Consider the following 19,330-nt stretch of genomic DNA (forward strand, 5'->3'; position numbering starts at 1 on the left):
GGCCGCGGGCGTCCACGGCCGGGCCCGGTGCCCGCCCGTCCGCAGGGCCTGGTGCCCTGCCGGACGGGCGGGCACCCGCGGCTCAGCGCACGCCGAGCAGATCCACCACGAAGATGAGCGTCTCGTTCGGCTTGATGACACCTCCGGCGCCCTGCGCGCCGTAGCCCAGCGCCGGGGGGATGGTCAGCTTGCGGCGGCCCCCGACGCGCATGCCGGTCACCCCACGGTCCCAGCCCGCGATGACCTGACCCGCGCCCAGGGAGAACTCCAGCGGCTGGTTGCGGTTGTACGACGCGTCGAACTCGGCGCCGGTGGAATGCGCGACACCCACATAGTGCACGGCGACGGAACTGCCCGGCTTCGCCTCGTCTCCGTCACCGACGGTGATGTCCTCGATCAGCAGTTCGGCGGGCGGCTCCGCGGCGATGGGTCCGACGTCCGGCTTGGTCATACTCGATCCTTCCTCATCAAGCGGCCCGCACGCCCCTGTCGGCGAGCGGGCCGTGGGTCATGCAATCACAGCACGGTGCCCGAACGGGCATCACCGCGCGCGCGGGTGAACGACCCGCCCTCGCAGTCCGTACCGTCTCCGCGGGGGTCCGGCACGCCGCGGCCCCGACCGCACCGCCGCGCCAGGACCACCCGAGGAGACCAGCATGACCGTCGTACGCCGGACCGCCGCCGCGCTGGCCGCCGGTGGTCTCGCCGCCGCGGCGGGTCTCCCGGGCGCCGCCCCGGCGTCCGCGCACGGCGCCACCACCACCCCGCTGAGCCGCACCGCGGCCTGCGCGGCGGGAGGCGACAAAGCCGGCTCGGCGGCGTGCCGCGCCGCGCTGGCCGCCAATGGGCGCCCGTTCGGCGACTTCGACAACCTGCGGGTGCCCGGCGTGGCCGGCAAGGACCGGCAGTACATCCGGGACGGCCACCTGTGCAGCGCGGACCTGCCCGAGTTCGCCGGCCTCGACCTCGCCCGGACCGACTGGCCGTCCACCACGCTCACCGCCGGCGGGAAGCTGACCGTGCGGTACCGCACCACCATCCCGCACGAGGGCACCTTCCGGGTCTATCTGACACGGCAGGGTTACGACCCGGCGCAGGCGCTGAGCTGGGCCGACCTGGACACCGACCCGCTGATCACGGCGACCGACCCGCCGCTGCGCTCCGGCGCCTACCGGATGAGCGGCACGCTGCCGGCCGGCCGCACCGGGCATCACCTGCTCTACGTGGTGTGGCAGAACTCCAGCACCCCGGACACCTACTATTCGTGCTCCGACCTGGTGCTGCGGGCGCCCGAACCGTCGCCGTCGCGCACCACGGCGGCGTCCCCGTCGCCCGAGCTCGCGACCGACTCCGCCGTGGGCGGCCCGGCGTCGCGCTCGCCGGAACCCGGGGCGGTGGCGGTGCCGCCGCAGACCCGTGACCCGCAGGACACCGCCGCCACACAGACGTGGCTGGCCCGCTCCGCCGGCGACGACCGGGCCGACCTCGGGCGCCAGCTCGTCGCCGCCGCCCTGGTGGTGCTGTGCGGCGTCACCGCCGCGATGGCGATGCTGCGGATGCGGCGCGCCCGCGCCGCCCGTGGCCCGCGGCATTTCGGCGGCCGCTGAACCCGCGCCGCGCGGCGCTTGCCGCAACAGCATCGGATCTCGTTGAACCGCAACGGATCGGCCTTCGTACTGATGGGCGTCGACGACACCGAACGCTCTGAAACCTCGACGAAAGGCCGAGCATGAGTCGTGTCCACTACGGCAACCGCCGCCGGACCGGCGGTCGCCTGAGCCGCCGCCGGGTCCTGGCCGTCGCCGCCACCGTCGGCGTCGGCGCCGCCACGGCCGGCGTCGCGGGCCTGAGCCTCGCCGGCGAGAACGGCTCCGCGGACGCCGAGCCGCTGGTGCTGTCCCTGCGCGACGCCGGGAAAGGCACCTTCGACCTGTTCTCCGGCGGATCGAAGGTGACGATCACCGACAAGGACCTCGCCGCCCGCCTGCTCGAAGCCGCCCGCGGCTGAGCCGCCGAAAGGACCCCGACCCATGTCTTCGCACCGTGAAGCGCCGGAGATCAGCAAGGATCCGGTCGCGGACAGCTCCGACCTGTACGCGTTCGTCAGCCCCGACAAGCCGGACACGGTCACCGTCATCGCCAACTACGTGCCGCTGCAGCCGCCGGCCAGCGGGCCTAACTTCTTCGAGTTCGGCGACGACGTCCTGTACGAGATCCACGTCGACTCCAACGGCGACGCCCGCCCCGACCTGACCTACCAGTTCCGCTTCCGCACCGAGCTGCGTAACGACCGGACCTTCCTCTACAACACCGGGCCGATCGAGTCGCTGGACTCGGAGAACTGGAACCGGCGGCAGTTCTACTCGGTCACCCGGGTCGACGCGACCGGCAAACACACCCTGCTGGCGAAGAACCTGCCGTGCCCGCCGTGCAACGTGGGGCCGCTGTCCATCCCGGACTACGACGGCCTGGCCGCCGACGCCGTGCACAAGCTGCCCGGCGGCGAGAAGGTGTTCGCCGGTCAGCGGGCCGACGCGTTCTTCGTCGACCTGGGCGCCATCTTCGACCTGGCCACGTTGCGTCCATTCCAGGACAAGCACCTGGTGGGACAGAAGCTGTTCAACTACGCCGGCAAGGCGGTCAACGCCACCGACCGCACCAATGTGCACAGCATCGCGATCCAGTTGCCGCTGCACGCCGTACGGCGCGACGGCAAGAAGAAGGTCCGCGGCCGCGACCCCGGCGCGGTGATCGGCGTGTGGACGTCGGCCGGCCGGCGGCAGGTGCAGGTCCGTCAGGGCGAGAAGTCCGGCGACGAGGTGCAGGTGGGCCCGCAGGTGCAGGTATCCCGGCTGGGCAACCCGCTGTTCAACGAGGTCATCGTGCCGATGGCGCAGAAGGACCGGTGGAACAGCCTGCCGCCGAGCGAGGACAAGCGGTTCGCCGAATTCGTCGAGCAACCCGAACTGGCCGGCCTGCTGCCGGTGCTCTATCCGGGCCTGTTCGACAACCTGGCCGCGCTGAACGACGCCGGCACACCGCGCGCCGACCTGCTCGCGATTCTGCTCACCGGCATCCCGGACGGGCTGATCGACAACTTCCAGAACAGCACCGGCACCACACAGGCGGACATGCTGCGGCTCAATACGGCCGTACCGCCGTCCGACGAACCGAACCCGTTCGGCCTGCTCGGCGCCGACCTGGCCGGCTTCCCCAACGGGCGGCGCATCGTCGACGACGTGGTGTCCATCTCGCTGCGCGCCATCGCCGGCGCGACGGTGCCGCTGGTCGACGAGACGTTCACCCCCGACGACGCGGCGAGCCTGGTCGAGCAGGGACTGAGCATCAAGGACGTGAGCGCCAAACAGCTCAAGCACTTCCCCTACCTGGGCACCCCCTTCGACGGTTTCGGTAACCCGTCATGAGCCATCACACCTTCGCGCCCTCCGGTCAGGGCACCGTGGTGCTCAACATCGGCGCGGACATCGGCGCGCTGGTCATCCACACCCCCGGGCGGCTGCGCGGGCACGAGATCGAGGTGAGCCCGCGCGCCGACGCCGGCCGGCGGACCCACGCCGCGGTGCGGGCCCGGTACGTCCGGTCGGGTGTGCGGTGGAGCGTGGTGCTGGACAGCCTGCACGCCGGCCGGTACGTGATCTGGCGCGACCCGGCGACACCGCTGGCCGAGGTCGACGTGCGCGGCGGCGCGGTCACCGAGTTCGAATGGCCGGAGCGGGAACCGCACGACTGACATCGGTCCGCGCTTCGCCCGTGCGGGACTACAGTGTGCGGCATGCACGGGTCACCCGGCCCGGCGGCGCCCGGCGCCGGCCGCCAGGTCCTGCACACCACCGATCCGGGGCAGGCGCAGGAGTTCTGCCGGAGTTTGTGCCTGCGGCCGGTGCGGATCCGGCCGCTCGGCGACGCCGCGGACTTCGCCTTCCGGGGCGACGTGGTGCGGCTGGGCGGTGTCACCGTCACCCGGATCGCCTGCGACGCCGACGCCTGCGTGTGGGTCGGTGAGGTGGGGGCGGCCTACCACGTGCTGGTGCCGCTGCACGGGACGATGCTGTCGCGTCACGGCGGCACCGAGGTGACCGCCGGACCACACCGGGCCGCCGTGCACCGGCCGGTGGGCGACGTCGAGGTGCGGCTCGCCGGGCAGTGCCGGCTGTTCAGCGTCCGGCTCGACCGCCCGGTGTTGGAACACGAGATGACCATGACGTTCGGGCGGCAGCTCGCCTCGCCGCTACCATTGGGCGCGAGCTTCGACCTCACCGCCGGGCCGGGCCGCACCTGGGCGGCGCTGGTCCGGTTGCTGCACGCGGATCTGGCCGGAGCGGGTGACCCGGCGACGGCCCCGATGGCTCGCCGGTGGCGCGCGCTGGTGCTGCGCGGGCTCGCCCTGACGGTGCCGTTCCCGTCCGCCGACCCGTCCGCCCCGGTCCGCGAATTGCGGCCCCGGCCGGTGAAACGCACCATGGACGCCATGCATGCGGCGCCGGCCCATCCGTTCACCGCCGCCGAGCTGGCCGGCATCGCCGGGGTGGGCGTCCGGGTGCTGCAGGAGTCGTTCCGCCGGCACGTCGGCATGCCACCGCTGGCGTACCTGCGACGGCTGCGCCTGGACGGCGTGCACGGCGAGCTGACCCGCTCGGAGCCGTGGCAGGCGAGCGTGAGCGAGGTGGCCTGCCGGTGGGGGTTCACCCATCTGGGACGGTTCGCGGGCGCCTACCGCGAGCGGTACGGGGTGTCGCCGTCGCACACCCTGCACGATCACTGAGCGTGCGGGCCGGTAGCCTCGACGGGTGCGCGTCACCAAGCGGAACCCCACCGGTTCTGCCGTGGGTGCGGTTCCAGCCGGTTCTGCCGTGGGTGCGGTCCTGGTTGGTTCCGCCGCGGGTCTCGCTCTGGGGCTGCTGACTGCGCTGGTCAACGACGTGCCGGGGATGCTCGGCGAGGTGGGCCAGGCGCACAGCCAGGACAGCGCCGCGACGTGGGCGGCGATCTACCTCAGCCAGCTACTCGACTCGGGGTGGGCGTGGGCGGTCACCGGGTTTGGCATCGGGTGGCTGGTCGCCGGTCCGGCATCGCCGCTGCGGCGGGTGCCGGCAGCGGCCGGCGCGGCGGTGCTCGGGCTGGTCCTGGCGACGCTTGCCTTCTATGTGGTGAAGCTGCCGATCGGTGATGCGATGACCGGACCGTCCACCGTCTACTGGCTGGTCCGCGCGGTGGTGTTCGGCCTTCCGCTGGGCGCCGCCGGCGCATGGGCGCGGCGCCCCGGCGTGGTAGGGCTGCTCGCCGCCTTGACCGCTCCGGCCTGCGCGGTGGCGAACATGCTGTTGTTTCCGATCTGGCCGACCCTGCCCGGGGAGAGCCCCGCGCGAGCGTGGGCTGCGGTGACCGTGTGGGTGCTGGCCGCAGCCGGCGTCGCGCTGCTGACCGCACGGTTCCTGGCCGGTCGGCGGCCCAGCGCCACCCCGACCCCGGCCACCCCGACCCCGGCCGCCCCGACCCCGGCCACCCCGATCCCGGCCGGTGCGAGCGGGGCCGGTGCGAGCGGGGCCGGTGCGGGCCTGAGCGGGGCCGGCGCAGGGTCGGCGGACGTTACTGCGGGGCCCGGCACAGGGCGAAGATCTGACTCTCCGTCGGGCCGTTCGCCGGAGTGAAGTCGACCGTGGCGATGTCCAGCACCGTGAAGCCCGCGGCCTCCAACGCCGCTGCCAGTCCCGGCTCGGGGTAACCGGACACGGTGACCGGCACGCCGAGGAACTCCACCGGCAGGCTGTCACCGTCCAGGTTGACCATGCCGATGCCGAGGTAGCCGCCTGGCTTCAGCCAGCCCACCGTCCGCGACAGGGTTCGTTCGATGTCCGCCTTGCTGAGCATGAGCAGCGAGAAGAAGGCGGTGACGGCGTCGAAGGGGCCCTGCTCGTCGGGCAGGTCCACGATGTTGGCGTGCACGAATTCGGCGCCGGGCACCTGCCGGCGGGCGAGTTTCAGCATGCCCTCGGAGACGTCCACGCCGACCACCCGGTGTCCCGCCTCGGTCAGCATGCGGGCGGTGGGCACACCGGTGCCGCAGCCCAGGTCCAGCACCGCCGACCCCGGTCCGATCAGCGAGCCGATCCGTCCAACGAGGGCGGTCTGGTGGGGATTGGTGCTGTGCTCGCCTTGGTAGAGCTCGGCGAGTTGATCGAAGACCTCCATGATCTGCGAACGTACCGGACCGGGTGCGAGCTCCGCTGTGGACGTTCAGCCATGCTTCGCTGTGCGTGCGGGCGGTTGCGGCCCCGCCCGTCCCGGTCCAGTCCGCCCCGTGGGGCCCGCCCGTGTCGTGGGGCCCGTCCGTGTCGTGGGGCCTGTCCGTGTAGTGGGGCCTGTCCGTGTCGTGGGGCCCGCCCGTCGTGTCGTGGGGCCCGTCCGTGTCGTGGGGCCCGCCCGTCGTGTCGTGGGGCCCGTCCGTGTCGTGGGGCCCGCCCGTCGCGTCGTGCAGCCCGTCCGTGTCGTCGATCTTGAGCTTTGTGTGCCCGATTACAGGCGACATGCCCGACCTATCCGACCGATAACTCCAAGATCGGCGCGGAGGTCGAGTCGATCTTGGACATTGTGTGGGGGATTTGGTGCTCTATACCCGACTTGTCGGACCGAAAAGTGCAAGATCGGCGCGGCGCATGGCCGGGGCGCGGCGGATGGCGGGGCGCGGCGCATGGCCGGGGCGCGGCGTGAGGTCGGTGCGGGTGCGGGTGCGGGTGCGGGTGCGGGTGCGGGTGCGGGGCGTCGTCAGGCTACGGTGAATCCGCCGTCCAGCGGGAGTTCGGCTCCGTTGATCATGGCGGCGGCGTCCGAGCTGAGCCACACTACCGCGTCGGCCACGTCGGCCGGCACGCCGAAGCGGCCCAGGGGAATGCGGGCCAGCATCGGCGCGGCCTTCTCCCGCGCACCCCACACCTGCTGGCCCATTTCGGTCAGGACCACGGTGGGGCAGACGACGTTGGCGCGTACCCCGCGCGGCCCCAGCTCCAGCGCCAGCACCTTGGTCGCCATGATCAGTGCCGCCTTGCTGGCGGAGTACGCGTAGTGCTCGGCGAGGGCCCGCAGCCCGGCCAGCGAGGCGACGTTCACGATGCTGCCCGAGCCCTGGGCGGCCATCGCCGCGCCGATGCGCGCGCCGAGCAGGGCGGGGGCCCGCAGGTTGACGGCCATGGTGGCGTCCCAGGCGGCGACGCTCAGGCCGGCGACCGTCTCCGGGAAGGTCACGCCGGCGTTGTTGACCAGGATGTCGAGGCCGTCGAAGACGGACAGCGCGGTATCGGCGAGATGTTCCACGGCGGCGCCGTCGGCCAGATCGGCGGCGACCACGGCGGTGCGCGTGCCGGGCAGCGTGGCGGCCACGTCGCGCAGCGCCTGCTCGTCGCGCCCGCTGAGGACCACGTCCGCGCCGGCTGCGGCCAGACCGGCGGCGACCGCGGCGCCGATGCCGCGGGACGCCCCGGTGACCAGGGCGCGCCGTCCCGCCAACGGGCGCGCGGCCCGGTCCGGTGCGTCCCCGGCAGACGGGGTGGATTCGGCAGACGGGGTGGATTCGGCAGACGGGATGGATCCGGCGGACCGGATGGATCCGGCAGACCGGGTGGATCCGGCAGCGGTGGAGCGGGCAGCCGTGGTCCCGGCGGGCGTGGCGGTGGTCATGCCGTCTCCGATGCTGCCGTGGTGGCCGCCGCGACCAGCGCCTTCGCCGTCGGCACATCGGTCACCAACTGGTTGAAGTATCCGGCGCGGGCACCCGCCGCGATGGCCGGCACCTTCACCTCGCCGGCCGCCACCGCGATGCTCGCCGGGATCCGGCGCAGCAGTTCCACGCTGGTGGCGATGAGCCGGTCGCCGCCGGGGAACGGGACGTCGTTGCCGTCCCGGTCGAAGAAGTGGTTGCAGACGTCGCCGACCGCCGAGGCGACCGCGCCGATCGGCACGAACGCGGGGATGGACGACCGGGTGGCCGGCGGAGCGCCGACGCCGAGCAGGGCGCAGCGGGCGTTCTCCCACAGCCGGGTGACGCGGCGGATCGACGGGTCCGCCAGGAGAAGCTGGTGCAGGTCCGGGCCGGGCAGCGCGGGAGCGTACAGAAACGTGGGTGTGCCACCGATCTTGGCCGCGACCATCCGGGTGATCTCGTTGGTCTGATACCAGGCGTTGGGGTCGTCCTGGCCGCCGACGGTCGGAGTGACCTGCACGCCGGGCAGGGCCGGGAGGTCCGCCTGGGCGACCTCGAAGACGGTGCGTCCACTGGAGACGATGAGCACGTCGCCGGGGTCGAGCCCGATGCGGGATAGGGCGGTGGCGACCGCCGGGCCGAGCGCGCCGGGGGTCGAGCTGCCCATGGTGGACAGATGGACGGCGCTCAGGCCCAGCGCCTCGGCGGTCTGCGCGGCCAGTGTCGAGACGTCGTCCTCGACCGGCTCCACCACCTCGATCTTGACGATGCCGAGCCGGCGTGCCTCGGACAGCAGCCGGCTCACCGTGGCCCGGCTGGTCCCGAGCTGGTCGGCGATCTCCGCCTGGGTCGCGTCCTGCACGTAGTAGAGCTTCGCGGCGCGGTAGAGCAGCTGGGGGGAGAACCTGGGCCCTTCGGGAGTCACGGCCAGCCGATCGCGCATGAGAGCCAGGTTATCCATTCGCCCACTCCGCTCTGCGACCCCGTGACCCGGACCGTCTCACTGTAACGGACAGATGAGCGGCTGTGCAGAAACTTGTTTCAGATTCCTGATCAGATGCTCTGGACATATGTTCACGCGGCTTCATACAGTGACCTGAGTTACACCCCCTGAGCCGACGCGGGTCACACCGCCTTCCCCTGAAGGACTCACCGTGTCTGAAACCATGCAGGCAGTTGTGTGCCATGGGCCGCGCGACTACCGACTCGAAGAGATTCCCCGTCCCGTCCCCGGCCGGGGCGAAGCGCTGGTTCGTGTGGAAGCCGTGGGCATCTGCGCCAGCGATCTGAAGTGCTACCACGGCGCCGCCAAGTTCTGGGGCGACGAGAACCGCCCGGCCTGGGCGCAGACCCAGGTGGTGCCCGGACACGAGTTCACCGGCGAGGTGGTCCAGCTCGACGAGGAGGCGGCCGCCCGCTGGGGCGTCGCGGTCGGTGACCGGGTCGTGTCCGAGCAGATCGTGCCGTGCTGGAAGTGCCGTTACTGCCTGGACGGCGACTACCACATGTGCCAGGTGCACGAGCTGTACGGCTTCAAGCGCCGCACGCCGGGCGCCATGGCGGAGTACATGGTGTTCCCGGTCGAGGCGCTGGTCTACCGGGTGTCCAAGGACATCCCGGCGGCCCACGCGGCGTTCACCGAGCCGCTGTCCTGCGCGCTGCACGCGGTGGAACGCGCCCAGATCACCTTCGACGACGTGGTCGTGGTGGCCGGGTGCGGCCCGATCGGCCTGGGCATGGTGGCCGGGGCGGCGGCCAAGTCGCCGGCCAGGGTGATCGCCCTGGACGTGGCGCAGAACAAGCTCGAACTGGCGAAGCTGTGCGGCGCCGACCTGACCCTGAACATCGCGGACACCGATGTGGTGGCCGCGATCAAGGACCTCACCGGCGGGTACGGCGCCGACGTCTACCTGGAGGGCACCGGCCACCCGTCGGCCGTGCCGCAGGGCCTGAACCTGCTGCGCAAGCTGGGCCGGTTCGTCGAGTACAGCGTCTTCAAGGACAACGTCACCGTCGACTGGTCGATCATCAGCGACGACAAGGAACTCGACGTGCGCGGCGCGCATCTGGGCCCGCACTGCTGGCCGGCGGCCATCCGCATGATCGAGTCCGGCCGGCTCCCGATGGACCGCATCTGCACCCACCAACTGCCCCTCGCGGATTTCCAGCACGGCCTCGACCTGGTGGCCGAGGGCAGCAAGTCGATCAAGGTTTCGCTCATCCCGGGAGGCACCAAGTGACCACGAGGAACACCAGCCGGCGCAACTTCCTGCTCGGCGGCGCCGCGGCCGCGAGCGTCCCCCTGCTGAACGCCTGCGGGGTGGGCGGCAGCACGGCCGACAACAGCGGCGCCGCCGCCAACGACGTGACCGGCGGCTTCGACTGGAAGAAGGCCAGCGGTACGAAGATCAAAATTCTTCAGACGCCGCACCCGTACCAGCAGAGCTTCCAGCCGCTGCTCTCCGAGTTCACCGAGCTCACCGGCATCGAGGTGCAGGCCGACCTGGTGGCCGAGGCGGACTACTTCACCAAGCTGAACACCGAGCTGGCCGGCGGCACCGGGGCGCACGACGTGTTCATGACCGGGGCCTACTTCATCTGGCAGTACGGCCCGCCCGGGTGGATGGAAGACCTGGACCCGTGGCTCAAGAACACCTCGGCCACCAGCCCGGACTACGACTTCGAGGACATCTACGAGGGTCTGCGCACCTCCACCCGGTGGGACTTCAAGCCGGGCAGCCCACTGGGCACCGGCGGCCAGTGGGCCATCCCGTGGGGCTTCGAGACCAACGTCATCGCGTACAACAAGCGGTTGTTCGCCTCCCGCGGGGTGAAGCCGGCGGAAACCTTCGACGACCTGATCCAGCTCGCCACCGACCTCACCGACCGGTCCAAGAACCAGTACGGCATCGCCTTCCGCGGCTCCAAGAGCTGGGCCACCATCCACCCCGGGTTCATGACCCAGTACAGCCGGATGGGCTGCAAGGACTACACCTCCGAGGGCGGCAAGCTGGTCGCCGCGATGAACTCGCCGGAGGCGGTCGACTTCACCGCCAAATGGGTGCAGCTCGCCAAGGCGGCCGGCCCGACGAGCTGGACCACGTACGAATACCCGGACTGCACCCGCGACCTGGGCAACGGCAACGCGGCGATGGTGTACGACGCGGACAGCGCCACGTACCCGAAGAACAAGCCGGGCGCCAGCAAGGAAGCCGGCAACCTGGCCTGGCACCCGGGCCCGGCAGGCCCGGACGGCAGCTACGCCACCAACCTGTGGACGTGGTCGCTGGCGATGAACGCCGCCTCCAAGCAGAAGCTGGCCGCCTGGCTGTTCATCCAGTGGGCCACCGGCAAGGACGCGATGAGCAAGGCCACCAAGGCCGCGTTCGCCGACCCGACCCGCAAGTCGGTGTTCGACGGCGCCTTCAAGCAGACCCTGGGCGCGTTCCCCGGCTACCTGGAGACCTTCGAGAAGGTCATCGACTCCACGAAGATCCAGTTCAGCCCGCAGACCAAGTTCTTCGAGACCACCGAGGACTGGGCGGTCGCGTTGCAGGACATCTACGCCGGGCAGAACGCCAAGTCGCGGCTGGACGCGCTGGCCGATTCGAACACCCGGAAGCTCGCGTCGTGACCACCACCGTCACCGGCCCGCACCGCGAGGGCCCGCGGCAGGAACGGGAGGCCCCGCCGCCGCTGCCCACCGTCCCGGCGTGGCGGCGCCGCCTGCGGCCGTACCTGCTGTCGGTGCCCGCGGTGGCCATCATCATCGGCATCCTGTACCCGTTCGTGCTGGGCGTGTACTACTCCTTCCTCAACTACGCCGCGGTGAACCCGAACCCGGTGTGGGTGGGCCTGCGCAACTTCAAGGCGGTGCTCACCGCCCCGGAGTTCTGGCACAGCGTGCAGGTCACCCTCGTGTACGCGGTGAGCGCCACCGCGATCGAGACGGTGCTCGGCATCGGCATCGCGCTGCTGCTCAACCGCAGCAGCATCATCGGCAAGATCTTCGAGAAGGTGCTGATCCTGCCGCTGATGATCGCCCCGGTCATCGCCGCGGTGATCTGGAAGCTGATGTTCAACCCGCAGTTCGGCGTGCTGAACCACGTGCTCGGGCTCGGCTCGACGTTCGACTGGCTGAGCCGGGACCGGGCGCTGTGGTCCACCGTCCTGGTGGACGTGTGGATCTACACCCCGTTCGTGGCGATCCTGGTGCTGGCGGGCGTGCGCTCGCTGCCCAAGGAGCCGTTCGAAGCCTCCGACGTGGACGGCGCCGGCTGGTTCTACATGTTCCGCCGCCTGATGCTGCCGATGATGTGGCCGTACATCCTGGTCGCGGTCATCTTCCGGCTGATGGACTGTCTGAAGATCTTCGACATCGTCTACGTGCTGACCGCCGGCGGGCCCGGCAACGCGACCCGCACCCTGCAGGTCGGCGCCTTCGAGGACTCGATCACCAACCTGAACTACTCGCGCGGCTCCACGTACATGTTCCTGCTCTGGATCATCGTGTTCGCCGTCGCCCGCTACCTGGTCTCCGTGCTGGGCCGGGCGCAGCGGCGGGCCGCCGGGGCGGAGGGATAGCCATGACCGACTGCACCGAGCGGCACCGGCCGCACCTGGCAACGGCCTCGCAGGCGAGGGCCGGGAGGGCATGGCGAAGGAGGCTCAGCACCCATGGCTAGAGAGATGATGCCCGGCCGGCGGCGGTTCACCGCCGGCAGCGTGGGCGCGGACCTGCTGATCCTGCTCTGGTTCGTGTTCTCGCTGTTCCCGATCGTGTGGATGGTGCTGCTGGCGCTGAAGACCCGGTCCCAGCAGACCAGCACCTACTTCGCGTTCAGCCCCACGCTGGAGAACTTCGGCACCGTGATGAGCCGACGCGGGGAGGACCTGACCAGCGTCAACTTCTCCGGCGCGCTGCTGTCCAGCGTGCTGAACTGCGGTGGCGCGGTGCTGGTGTCGCTGCTGATCGGCATTCCGGCCGCGTACGCGGCGGGACGCTGGAAGTACCGCGGCTCCGAGGATCTGATGTTCCAGATGCTGTCGTTCCGGTTCGCGCCGGAGCTGATGGTGGTCGTGCCGCTGTTCGTGATCTACAACCAGACCGGCCTGTTCGACACCACGTACGGCATGATCTGGGTGCTGCAACTGGTCACCATGCCGCTGGTGGTGTGGATCCTGCGATCCTACTTCCAGGACCTGTCGCCGGAACTGGAGCAGGCGGCGCTGCTGGACGGCTACACCCGGCGGCGCGCGTTCGTGATGGTGGCGCTTCCGCTGGTGCGGCCCGGCATCGCCGCCGCGGCGCTGCTGGCGTTCATCTTCGCCTGGAACAACTACGTCTTCCCGCTGATCCTCACCGACAGCGAGGCGACCACGGTCACCGTCGCGGTCACCAAGTTCCTCGGCGGCGGCGGCCAGGCGTACTACAACCTCACCGCGGCGGCGGCGCTGATCGGCGCGCTGCCCCCGCTGGTCCTCGCCCTGACCATCCAGCGCTATCTGGTGCGGGGCCTGTCGTTCGGGGCGGTGAAGGCCTGATGGCCACCTTGGAGTTGGAGGGCGTGACCACGCGCTACGGCAAAGTGGTCGGCGTCGAGGACCTGGAGCTGACCGTGGGCGACGGCGAGTTCTTCGTCGTCCTCGGTCCGTCCGGCGCCGGCAAGACCACCACGCTCAAGAGCGTGGCCGGGCTGGTGGACATGGACGCCGGCCGGGTGTCCATCGGCGGGCGCGACATGGGCGGCGTGGAGCCGTACCACCGCAACGTCGCGATGGCATTCGAGAGCTACGCGCTGTACCCGCAGAAGACCGTCTTCGAGAACCTGGCGTCGCCGCTGCGCTCCGGGCGCACCGGCACCTACGACAAGGCGGAGCAGAGCAAGCGGATCGAGCTGGTGACCACCACCCTGGGCATCAACCACCTGCTCAAGCGCTTCCCGCGGGAGCTGTCCAACGGGCAGCGGCAACGGGTCGCGCTGGGCCGGGTGCTGGTCCGCCCGGCCGACGTCTACCTGCTGGACGAGCCACTGTCGCACCTGGACGCCAAGCTGCGCGCGGCGATGCGCGCCGAGCTCAAGCAGCTCGGTGAGGACAGCAGCACCACCAGCCTGTACGTGACGCACGACTATCAGGAAGCGCTGGACCTGGGCGAGCGCATCGCGGTGCTGCGGCACGGCAGGCTGGTCCAGGTCGGCACCCCGGAGCAGATCTGGCGGGAGCCGGCCGACACCTTCGTCGCCAAGGCGCTGGGCCAGCCGGAGATCAACCTGCTGGACGGCGAGGTGACCGGCGGGCGGATCGTCGCCGCGGGCGGCGCGGTGAGCCTGCCGGTGCCCTCCGGGGTGGACGTCGGCGACCGGGTGCGGGTCGGGCTGCGGCCCCGCGACCTGGACCGGGCCGACGCCGATCCGGACGGCGGCGCCCACCGGGCCGGCGCCGAACGGCTGCACCTGCGCGGCCGGGTGCACCTGGCCGAGCGGCTGGGCCGGCTGGTGGAGCTGAGCATCGAGGTCGGCGACACCGAGATCATCATGGTCGCCGGCAGTGATCACGCCCCCGGCGAGGGCGACGTCATCGACATGGCGATCGACCTGGCCGACGTCCACCTCTTCGCACCCGGGGCGCCGGGCGAGGAGACCGCACGCCTGGGATCCGGGAGGCCACGATGACCACCGCCGTCACCGCCACCGACGCGGCGCCGCTCACCCTCACCGACGTCCGCAAGACGTACCTGGCCCGCGGCCGGGAACCGTTCGAAGCGGTCAAGGGCATGTCCATGGACATCCGGCCGGGCGAGCTGATCGCCCTGCTCGGGCCGTCCGGATGCGGCAAGACCACCACCCTGCGCATGATCGCCGGACTGGAGACGGTCACCTCGGGCGCTATCGCCATCGGCGACCGCCAGGTGCAGGACCTGCCGCCGGGCAAACGGGACATCGGCGTGGGCTTCGAGAGCTACGCGCTCTATCCGCCGCTCAACGTGCGGGAGAATCTCGCGTACGGGCTGAAGGCGCGCCGTGTCCGCGGCGCCGCCCGCCAGGTGGACCAGCTCGCCGCCCGGCTGGAGATGTCCGACCTGCTCGACCAGCGCCCGGCCAGCCTGTCCAGCGGGCAGAAGCAGCGGGTCGCGCTGGCCCGTGCGCTGATCCGCAACCCGCGCGTGCTGCTGCTCGACGAGCCGTTGTCGCATCTGGACGCCGCACAGCGGCAGCGGGTGCGCCGCGAGCTCAAGGTGCTGCAGCGCGAATTCGGCTACACCACCATCGTGGTCACCCACGACCAGTTGGAGGCGCTCAGCCTGGCCGACCGGATGGCGGTGATGAACGCCGGCGTGATCGAACAGTTCGGCACCCCGGACGAGATCTACGACGACCCGGCCAACATGTTCGTGGCCGACTTCGTCGGCGAGCCGAAGATCAACCTGTTCGAGGGCACGGCGGTCCGGCGGTCCGGCGGCACAGTGGTGCGCGCCGGCCGCGACGGGCGGCTCGCGGCGTACGCGCCCGCGGCCACCGACGGCCAGGCGGTGACCGTCGGGCTGCGCCCGCAGGACGCCCGGCCGGCCCACGACGACGAGCCGGCGCTGGCCGCGCGGGTGGTGGTCTACGAGGACTTCATGGAGTTCGGCCTGGCCACCCTGGAGGTTCCGGGGGTGGACGGGCGGATCGTCGCGCAGCTTCCGCACGGCGTGCGCTGGCGGCGCGGCGAGACCCGCCGCATCGCCGCCCGGCCCGACCGGGTCTACCTGTTCGACACCGAGACCGGCACGCGGATCCGCTGAGGAGCACCGGATGACGTACGTCTACAACAGCGAACGCACCTTCAAAGACGAGACGATCGACGGGCTGGTCGCGGCGTACCGCCGGTACCAGCGGCGGGTGCCGGGCACCGCGGCGGTGATCTCCAACGCGGCGCCGGCGCCGGGCCGGGTGTCCACCATCGTCGGCGGCGGGTCGGGCCACTACCCGTCGTTCGCCGGCCTGGTCGGGCCCGGCTTCGCCGACGCCGCGGTGTGCGGCGACGTGTTCACCAGCCCGTCGGCCGAGCAGGTGCACCGCACCATCCGCGCGGTGGACGGCGGCGCCGGCGTGGTGATGCTCTTCGGCAACTACGCCGGCGACGTGATGCACTTCGGGCTCGCCGCCGACCAGGCCCGCGCTCAGCAGGGCATCGACGCCCGCATCGTGCTGGTCACCGACGACGTGGCCTCCGCGCCGCCGGAGCGGGCCGCGGACCGGCGCGGCATCGCCGGGGACTTCTTCGTGTTCCGGGCCGCCGCCTCGGCCGCACACCGCGGCGACAAGCTCGACGACGTGGAGCGGATCGCCCGGCACTGCAACGACCGCACCTTCTCCATCGGGGTGGCGTTCGACGGGCTCACCGTGCCGGGCCGCGACGAGCCGCTGTTCACCGTGGACCCCGCGACCATGGTGCTGGGCCTGGGCATCCACGGCGAACCGGGGATCAAGACGATGCCCCGCGCGGACGCGAGGTCGCTGGCCGGGGTGCTGGTGGAGCGGCTGCTCGCGGAACGGCCGGCCGGCGCCTCGCGGGCCCGGATCCTGGTCAACGGCCTGGGCCGGGTGAAGTACGAGGAACTGTTCATCCTCTATCTGAGCGCGGCGGCGCTGCTGCACGACGCCGGAGTGGAACTGACCGAGCCGGAGATCGGCGAGTTCGTCACCTCGCTGGACATGGGCGGCTGCTCGATCACCCTGGTGTGGACCGACGACGAGCTGGAGTCGCTGCTGTCCGCCCCGGCGGCCACCCCGGGATATGTGCGTCCCGGTCCGGTGCCGGACCTCGACGGGGAGCCCCGCCCGCTGGGCGCCACCGCCGCCGCGGTGACGCAGGCGCCGCCGCCGGTCGACGAGGCGCGGCTGACCCCGGACGGGCGCACCGCGCGGCGGGTGCTGGCCGCGGTGGCCGAGCGCCTGCAGGAGCTGGAGGGCGAACTCGGCGACCTGGACGCGGTGGCCGCCGACGGCGACCACGGCACCACCATGACCCGCGGCATGGACGCCGCGCTGGTCGCCGCCGGCCGCGCCGGCCCCGACGCGGCGGCGGTGCTGACCGCGGCCGGGATGGCCTTCGCCGACGCGGCGGGCGGCGCCTCCGGCGCCCTGTGGGGCAGCGGCCTGACCGAGGTGGCGGACGCGCTGCGCGAGGCGCCCGGCGGTGAGCCGCGGGCGGTCACCCTGGCCCGGGGCCTGGAACGGGCCCGCGACTCGGTGATCCGGCTGGGCGGCAGCGTGCCGGGTGACAAGACGCTGGTGGACGCGCTGGATCCGTTCGTGACCCGGTTCGCCGCCGCGGCGACCGCCGGGAACCGCACCGCCGCGGCGTGGACCGAGGCGGCCACGGCGGCCACCCGGGCCGCCCAGGAGACCGCGCACCTGCGCGCCCGGCGCGAGCTGGCGGCGCGGCTGGCCGACCGCAGCGTCGGCACCCGCGATCCGGGCGCGGTGTCGCTGGCCGCGTCGATGGAGGCGGCCGCGCAGGCGCTGCGCGCCGAACAAACCGGCTCGGCCGGCTCGGCCGGTTCCGCCGGCTCGGCTAGCTCGGCCGGCTCGGCTAGCTCGGCCGGCGCGGCCGGATCGGAGGGTTCCGCGTGAGCGGGCAGCCGCAGCGCCGGCCGCTGCGCGTCGCGGTGGGCGCCGACGAGGCCGGGCTGGCGCTCAAGGACGCCCTGGCCGACCTGCTGCGCGGCGACGCGCGGGTGGCCGCGGTGCGGGACTTCGGTGTGCACGAGCCGGACGACCGTACGGCGTACCCGAACATCGGCCTGCTCGCGGCGCAGGCGGTGGCCGACGGGCAGGCGGACCGCGCGCTGCTGGTGTGCGGCACCGGCATCGGCATGGCGATCACCGCCAACAAGGTGGCCGGGGTGCGCGCCACGGTGGCGCACGACGCGTACTCGGTGGAACGGTCGGTGCTGTCCAACAACTGCCAGGTGCTCGCCCTGGGCGCCCGCGTGGTCGGTACGGAACTGGCCAAGCGGCTCGTCCGCGAATGGCTGGACCTGGAGTTCGACGACAGCTCCGCGTCGGCGCGCAAGGTGGAGGTGATCAGCCGGTACGAGTCAGGACGGCGCGCCTGAGCCGGTCTCCTGCAGGTCGGCCAGCCGGTGCACCTGGGTGAGCGTGGCCGGGTACAGCTCGGTGAACGTCCGGTACAGCTCGTCGTAGACGCGCGAGTTGCCGGCGTGCGGGGTGACCACCTCGGCGATGCGCGTCCAGTCGGTGTCCGCGGGCACCGCGCCGGTGCCGATCGCCGCGAGCAGCGCGTCGCCGTAGCTGGCCCCGATGGTCTGCTCCGGCAAGAGCTGCTCGCGGCCGGTCACGTCGGTGACGATCTGGGTCCACAGCCCGCCCTGAGTGCCGCCGCCGACCGCGACCAGCCGCTTGGCCGGCCCGCCGCCGCTGTTGTCGATGAACTCCATGATCTGCCGGATGCCGTACGCGATGCCCTCGTACGCGCCGCGGAACAGGTGCCCGCGCCGGTGCCGCAGGGACAGGCCGGCGATCACGCCGCGGGCCCGCGGGTCGAAATGCGGGGTGCGCTCGCCGGCGAAGTAGGGGAGCACCACCAGGCCGTCCGAGCCGGGCGGCACCGCGGCCGCCTCGGTGACCAGGTCGGCGAAGTCGGCGCCGCCGGTCAGCTCCTGGATCCACCCGGTCAGGCTGCCGGAGGTGGCCATGCCGGCGGCCAGCGTGAACGTGCCGGGTTCCACGCCCGCCGTGGTCCACAGCATCGGATGCGAGCGGAAGCCCTCCAGCGCCTGGACGAAGAACATGGTCGAGCCGTACATGAGCATCAGGTCGCCGGGCTGGCGCACCCCGGCGCTGAACGCCTCGGCCCAGGCGTCCACCGTGCCGGCGGCCACCGGTGTGCCGGCCGGGATGCCGGTCTGCCCGGCCGCCTCCGCGGTGACCGTGCCGACGATCTCAGAGGACCAGGCCAGGCGGGGCAGCGGCACCCCCGGGGCGACCTGCTCCGCCCAGTCGGTGTTCCAGGCGCCCCGGCGGATGTCGTACAGCGGGTCGCACTGGCTGGCGGTGTGGTGATCCAGCACGTACTCGCCGGTCAGCCGGGCCACCGCGAAGGAATGGGAGTTGTACCACCCGGCGGTGCGTTCCCACACCTGCGGCTCGGTGCGCCGCAGCCACCGCAGCTTCGGGCCGACCGCCTGCGACGACAGCGCCTTGCCGCCGTGCGCGAAGATCTCCTCGGCGCCGAACAGGGTGGTCAGTTCGTCGATCTCGGCGTGGGCCCGGCTGTCGATGCCGTACAGGATGGCGGGACGCAGCGGGCGCAGGCCGGCGTCGCAGGGCAGCAGGCACGGCCCGACGCCGCTGACGCACACCCCGGCGATCCGTCCGGCGCCGGCGGTCCGCTCGGACAGCTCGCGGGCCAGCGCCACCACGTCGGCCCACCACACCCGCTCGGCGTCCACCTCGGCCCAGCCCGGCCGGGGCAGATCCATGCCGTGCCGCCGGGCCGCGGTGGCGATCACCGCGCCGTCGGCGCCGGCCACCACCGCCTTGCTGCTGCTCGTCCCGACGTCGATGCCGAGGAACAGATCGCTCATGGTCGGGCCACCTCGCGAGG

General features: G+C 72.1%; 19 protein-coding genes. 14 read left to right on the forward strand and 5 right to left on the reverse strand.

Annotated features, from left to right (window positions below):
- Positions 1-82: 82 nt before the first annotated feature.
- A complete protein-coding gene (locus tag IEY73_RS13220) occupies positions 83-451 on the reverse strand; it encodes an FKBP-type peptidyl-prolyl cis-trans isomerase (protein ID WP_189079478.1) in 369 nt (122 codons plus the stop codon).
- Between the two features lie 205 nt (positions 452-656).
- On the opposite strand from IEY73_RS13220, the gene IEY73_RS13225 reads away from it, so the two are divergent.
- The 6 genes from IEY73_RS13225 (at position 657) to IEY73_RS13250 (ending at position 5,669) form a co-directional block, all read left to right on the forward strand.
- Complete coding sequence (locus IEY73_RS13225; protein ID WP_189079479.1) at positions 657-1,607, forward strand: lytic polysaccharide monooxygenase; 951 nt, start codon at positions 657-659, stop codon at positions 1,605-1,607.
- A gap of 122 nt (positions 1,608-1,729) precedes the next feature.
- Positions 1,730-2,008 (forward strand): hypothetical protein, encoded by a 279-nt coding sequence (locus tag IEY73_RS13230; protein ID WP_189079480.1) that lies wholly within the window; start codon positions 1,730-1,732, stop codon positions 2,006-2,008.
- A gap of 22 nt (positions 2,009-2,030) precedes the next feature.
- Positions 2,031-3,425, forward strand: a complete 1,395-nt coding sequence (locus IEY73_RS13235) for a DUF4331 domain-containing protein (protein WP_189079481.1) — start codon at positions 2,031-2,033, stop codon at positions 3,423-3,425.
- On the forward strand, positions 3,422-3,751 hold the full coding sequence (locus IEY73_RS13240) for a phospholipase (RefSeq protein WP_189079482.1): 330 nt from the start codon (positions 3,422-3,424) through the stop codon (positions 3,749-3,751). The genes IEY73_RS13235 and IEY73_RS13240 overlap by 4 nt, the downstream gene beginning before the upstream one ends.
- 42 nt (positions 3,752-3,793) lie before the next feature.
- Positions 3,794-4,783 carry an AraC family transcriptional regulator gene (locus tag IEY73_RS13245; protein ID WP_189079483.1) on the forward strand — a complete coding sequence of 330 codons (990 nt, stop codon included), beginning with the start codon at positions 3,794-3,796 and terminating at the stop codon, positions 4,781-4,783.
- A gap of 25 nt (positions 4,784-4,808) precedes the next feature.
- Complete coding sequence (locus tag IEY73_RS13250) at positions 4,809-5,669, forward strand: hypothetical protein (RefSeq protein WP_189079484.1); 861 nt, start codon at positions 4,809-4,811, stop codon at positions 5,667-5,669.
- On the opposite strand, the gene IEY73_RS13255 is transcribed toward IEY73_RS13250, so the two are convergent.
- The 3 genes from IEY73_RS13255 to IEY73_RS13265 form a co-directional block, all read right to left on the reverse strand.
- On the reverse strand, positions 5,608-6,210 hold the full coding sequence (locus tag IEY73_RS13255) for a class I SAM-dependent methyltransferase (protein WP_189079485.1): 603 nt from the start codon (positions 6,208-6,210) through the stop codon (positions 5,608-5,610). The genes IEY73_RS13250 and IEY73_RS13255 overlap by 62 nt on opposite strands.
- Positions 6,211-6,783: 573 nt before the next feature.
- The gene (locus IEY73_RS13260) at positions 6,784-7,692 is read right to left on the reverse strand and encodes an SDR family NAD(P)-dependent oxidoreductase (protein WP_189079486.1); all 909 of its coding nucleotides are present in this window, start codon (positions 7,690-7,692) and stop codon (positions 6,784-6,786) included.
- On the reverse strand, positions 7,689-8,657 hold the full coding sequence (locus IEY73_RS13265; RefSeq protein WP_229715802.1) for a sugar-binding transcriptional regulator: 969 nt from the start codon (positions 8,655-8,657) through the stop codon (positions 7,689-7,691). Before IEY73_RS13265 ends, IEY73_RS13260 begins: the two co-directional genes overlap by 4 nt.
- A 223-nt stretch (positions 8,658-8,880) precedes the next feature.
- On the opposite strand from IEY73_RS13265, the gene IEY73_RS13270 reads away from it, so the two are divergent.
- The 8 genes from IEY73_RS13270 (at position 8,881) to IEY73_RS13305 (ending at position 17,819) form a co-directional block, all read left to right on the forward strand.
- A complete protein-coding gene (locus IEY73_RS13270; protein ID WP_189079544.1) occupies positions 8,881-9,954 on the forward strand; it encodes an alcohol dehydrogenase catalytic domain-containing protein in 1,074 nt (357 codons plus the stop codon).
- Positions 9,951-11,348 (forward strand): ABC transporter substrate-binding protein, encoded by a 1,398-nt coding sequence (locus IEY73_RS13275; protein ID WP_189079488.1) that lies wholly within the window; start codon positions 9,951-9,953, stop codon positions 11,346-11,348. Before IEY73_RS13270 ends, IEY73_RS13275 begins: the two co-directional genes overlap by 4 nt.
- Positions 11,345-12,298 carry a carbohydrate ABC transporter permease gene (locus IEY73_RS13280; protein ID WP_189079489.1) on the forward strand — a complete coding sequence of 318 codons (954 nt, stop codon included), beginning with the start codon at positions 11,345-11,347 and terminating at the stop codon, positions 12,296-12,298. The genes IEY73_RS13275 and IEY73_RS13280 overlap by 4 nt, the downstream gene beginning before the upstream one ends.
- Positions 12,299-12,391: 93 nt before the next feature.
- Entirely contained in the window at positions 12,392-13,258 is an 867-nt protein-coding gene (locus IEY73_RS13285) for a carbohydrate ABC transporter permease (RefSeq protein WP_189079490.1), read from the forward strand.
- Positions 13,258-14,388 (forward strand): ABC transporter ATP-binding protein, encoded by a 1,131-nt coding sequence (locus IEY73_RS13290; protein WP_189079491.1) that lies wholly within the window; start codon positions 13,258-13,260, stop codon positions 14,386-14,388. Before IEY73_RS13285 ends, IEY73_RS13290 begins: the two co-directional genes overlap by 1 nt.
- On the forward strand, positions 14,385-15,500 hold the full coding sequence (locus IEY73_RS13295) for an ABC transporter ATP-binding protein (protein ID WP_189079492.1): 1,116 nt from the start codon (positions 14,385-14,387) through the stop codon (positions 15,498-15,500). The genes IEY73_RS13290 and IEY73_RS13295 overlap by 4 nt, the downstream gene beginning before the upstream one ends.
- Before the next feature lie 10 nt (positions 15,501-15,510).
- The gene (locus IEY73_RS13300) at positions 15,511-17,334 is read left to right on the forward strand and encodes a dihydroxyacetone kinase family protein (protein WP_189079493.1); all 1,824 of its coding nucleotides are present in this window, start codon (positions 15,511-15,513) and stop codon (positions 17,332-17,334) included.
- Entirely contained in the window at positions 17,331-17,819 is a 489-nt protein-coding gene (locus IEY73_RS13305; RefSeq protein ID WP_306661483.1) for a ribose-5-phosphate isomerase, read from the forward strand. The genes IEY73_RS13300 and IEY73_RS13305 overlap by 4 nt, the downstream gene beginning before the upstream one ends.
- Here IEY73_RS13305 and IEY73_RS13310 read toward each other — a convergent pair.
- Entirely contained in the window at positions 17,802-19,310 is a 1,509-nt protein-coding gene (locus IEY73_RS13310; protein ID WP_189079494.1) for an FGGY-family carbohydrate kinase, read from the reverse strand. The genes IEY73_RS13305 and IEY73_RS13310 overlap by 18 nt on opposite strands.
- Positions 19,311-19,330: the final 20 nt, after the last annotated feature.

This window comes from Mangrovihabitans endophyticus (assembly GCF_014646155.1).
Taxonomy (GTDB): Bacteria; Actinomycetota; Actinomycetes; order Mycobacteriales; family Micromonosporaceae; genus Actinoplanes; species Actinoplanes endophyticus.

What these genes read in the sequence shown, in the direction of transcription:
- IEY73_RS13220 (WP_189079478.1), bottom strand. Translation starts at nt 451, where the DNA reads ATGACCAAGCCGGACGTCGGACCCATCGCCGCGGAGCCGCCCGCCGAA.
- IEY73_RS13225 (WP_189079479.1), top strand. Translation starts at nt 657, where the DNA reads ATGACCGTCGTACGCCGGACCGCCGCCGCGCTGGCCGCCGGTGGTCTC.
- IEY73_RS13230 (WP_189079480.1), top strand. Translation starts at nt 1,730, where the DNA reads ATGAGTCGTGTCCACTACGGCAACCGCCGCCGGACCGGCGGTCGCCTG.
- IEY73_RS13235 (WP_189079481.1), top strand. Translation starts at nt 2,031, where the DNA reads ATGTCTTCGCACCGTGAAGCGCCGGAGATCAGCAAGGATCCGGTCGCG.
- IEY73_RS13240 (WP_189079482.1), top strand. Translation starts at nt 3,422, where the DNA reads ATGAGCCATCACACCTTCGCGCCCTCCGGTCAGGGCACCGTGGTGCTC.
- IEY73_RS13245 (WP_189079483.1), top strand. Translation starts at nt 3,794, where the DNA reads ATGCACGGGTCACCCGGCCCGGCGGCGCCCGGCGCCGGCCGCCAGGTC.
- IEY73_RS13255 (WP_189079485.1), bottom strand. Translation starts at nt 6,210, where the DNA reads ATGGAGGTCTTCGATCAACTCGCCGAGCTCTACCAAGGCGAGCACAGC.
- IEY73_RS13260 (WP_189079486.1), bottom strand. Translation starts at nt 7,692, where the DNA reads ATGACCACCGCCACGCCCGCCGGGACCACGGCTGCCCGCTCCACCGCT.
- IEY73_RS13265 (WP_229715802.1), bottom strand. Translation starts at nt 8,657, where the DNA reads ATGCGCGATCGGCTGGCCGTGACTCCCGAAGGGCCCAGGTTCTCCCCC.
- IEY73_RS13270 (WP_189079544.1), top strand. Translation starts at nt 8,881, where the DNA reads ATGCAGGCAGTTGTGTGCCATGGGCCGCGCGACTACCGACTCGAAGAG.
- IEY73_RS13285 (WP_189079490.1), top strand. Translation starts at nt 12,392, where the DNA reads ATGGCTAGAGAGATGATGCCCGGCCGGCGGCGGTTCACCGCCGGCAGC.
- IEY73_RS13290 (WP_189079491.1), top strand. Translation starts at nt 13,258, where the DNA reads ATGGCCACCTTGGAGTTGGAGGGCGTGACCACGCGCTACGGCAAAGTG.
- IEY73_RS13295 (WP_189079492.1), top strand. Translation starts at nt 14,385, where the DNA reads ATGACCACCGCCGTCACCGCCACCGACGCGGCGCCGCTCACCCTCACC.
- IEY73_RS13300 (WP_189079493.1), top strand. Translation starts at nt 15,511, where the DNA reads ATGACGTACGTCTACAACAGCGAACGCACCTTCAAAGACGAGACGATC.
- IEY73_RS13310 (WP_189079494.1), bottom strand. Translation starts at nt 19,310, where the DNA reads ATGAGCGATCTGTTCCTCGGCATCGACGTCGGGACGAGCAGCAGCAAG.